We start from the raw sequence: 1,703 nt of genomic DNA on the forward strand, positions 1-1,703 counted from the left end.
AAATTTATTCCAACATTATCCATTCTCATATCAAGTATTGTTCTTTTCAATGTTGATGGTAATTCTTGTCCTGTTTCAAAGCAAAAAATCTGATTATTTTCTTTACATTTTTCAACAACTGCCTTCATTACAGGTAAAAAAGATTTATAAATCGGGTCTTCTTCATCATCAGGAATAAAACCTACATGACAGACAATATTTTTTACTCCTATTTCTTTAACAAAATCGGAAAAATCAAAAGCCAGTTTTAATCTTTCCTCTCTATATTTTGGAGCGATAAAACCCATTGTCTCCGGACCATCTTTATTATTAAAAATCTGACCCTTAAATAACATAAAAACTGAAAAAATTTCTACTTCATAATTTTCTGCTTTCTTTTTTATTTTATAAGGGTCAAACCTATTTATTTCTTCTGAAAGAAACCCAATCTGACAAAGCGATAAGTTAAAGGATTTCACTTTTTTAAAACTTTCTTCAAGATTTCCTGAACTAACTATGAGCCCAAGTTTCAATTTATTCATATTTCTCCTTTCTTTATTTCTTTAATTACATTCCGGAATTAATGGTCCTGCAAGTTCTTTCAGGAAAAATAATTTTCCAGGTAAAGTTGGCATAAAACTGCTCGGAACCCAAATATCAGGACCATATCTTAAAGTTACCCATAAACTCATTCCCTGCCACATCATTCCTCTTCCAAGTGTTCCATCCGCTCCACCTATAATTTTATCTGCTTTTAAAAATATTCCGGGACCAATAGTATTTGCAAAACATGGAACGAGAGTTGTTCTGCTTTTAAAACTTGTAATTGCATTCTGTTCAATTGTTAATGGATGTAATTTTGCTCCAAGTCGGTATTCCTGTTTTTTCCATTCTTCTTCTGAATTAAATTCTTCGGCAAAATGTGGTTCCCAGAAAGCAATATGAAAAACTCTTCCAATTCCAAAAATAACAACAAGTTTAGCACCTTTTTTTCTTAATTCATTTATTTTTTCTGGATATTTTGGCAGTAAATTTTTTGTTGCAAAAAACCTCTGATTTTTCGGAATCGTTAATTTTCCAAGAGGTCCATAAAAAGCATCTTCCATAGCATTTTGAAAAGCACCCGGCTCTGTTGGAGGTAATGTATTTCCTTCTTTATCACTCCATTCATCCATATTAAATCCCCAGACATGTTTACAATCAATATTCCATTCTTTTAAAAAATAAACAACCCATTTATACATTCCCATAGGTCCCACAGGTAAAATCAAAATTAAATTTCTTCCTTCTTCTTTTGCTGCACATATTTCATAGGCAATTTCATGCCCCATCTTTACATTGAATTCCTCAAACGTATCACAAGAAACCGGTTGAAAATCCTTATTCCACCATTTTTGTCTTTCTGTTATCTTTTCTGGTGGATTTGAACAACACTTATCTATTTTCTTTAAATCCCATCCCTTTGGAAAGAAATTTTCTAAAAGAGACCCTTTTATTGTATTTATTAAATTCATATATCCCCCTTTTTTGTTTATAGTTTTTTCATTTTAACTCTCTTGTAAAATTTGTTTTTTTATTTTATCATAAATCTAAAAGTAAAAAAATGAAAGAAAATATAAAATTTGGAGTTATTGGTGCAGGAGGAATTGCTACAAGAAGAACAATACCCGGTATGCTTGAAGCAAAAAATATTGAGGTTCTTGCTGTTATGGACATAATGAATG

2 protein-coding genes are annotated in these 1,703 nt (G+C 30.8%); both read right to left on the bottom strand.

The genetic code is table 11. The features are described from left to right. On the bottom strand, positions 1 to 521 hold a 521-nt coding region (locus PKV21_07365), incomplete at its 3' end, for a hypothetical protein (protein HOM27308.1). A gap of 21 nt (positions 522 to 542) precedes the next feature. Next, positions 543 to 1,493: a glucosamine-6-phosphate isomerase gene (locus tag PKV21_07370; GenBank protein HOM27309.1), complete on the bottom strand. Its 951-nt coding sequence runs from the start codon at positions 1,491 to 1,493 to the stop codon at positions 543 to 545. Positions 1,494 to 1,703 lie beyond the last annotated feature (210 nt).

Source organism: bacterium (assembly GCA_035371905.1).
Lineage (GTDB): Bacteria > Ratteibacteria > UBA8468 > B48-G9 > JAFGKM01 > JAMWDI01.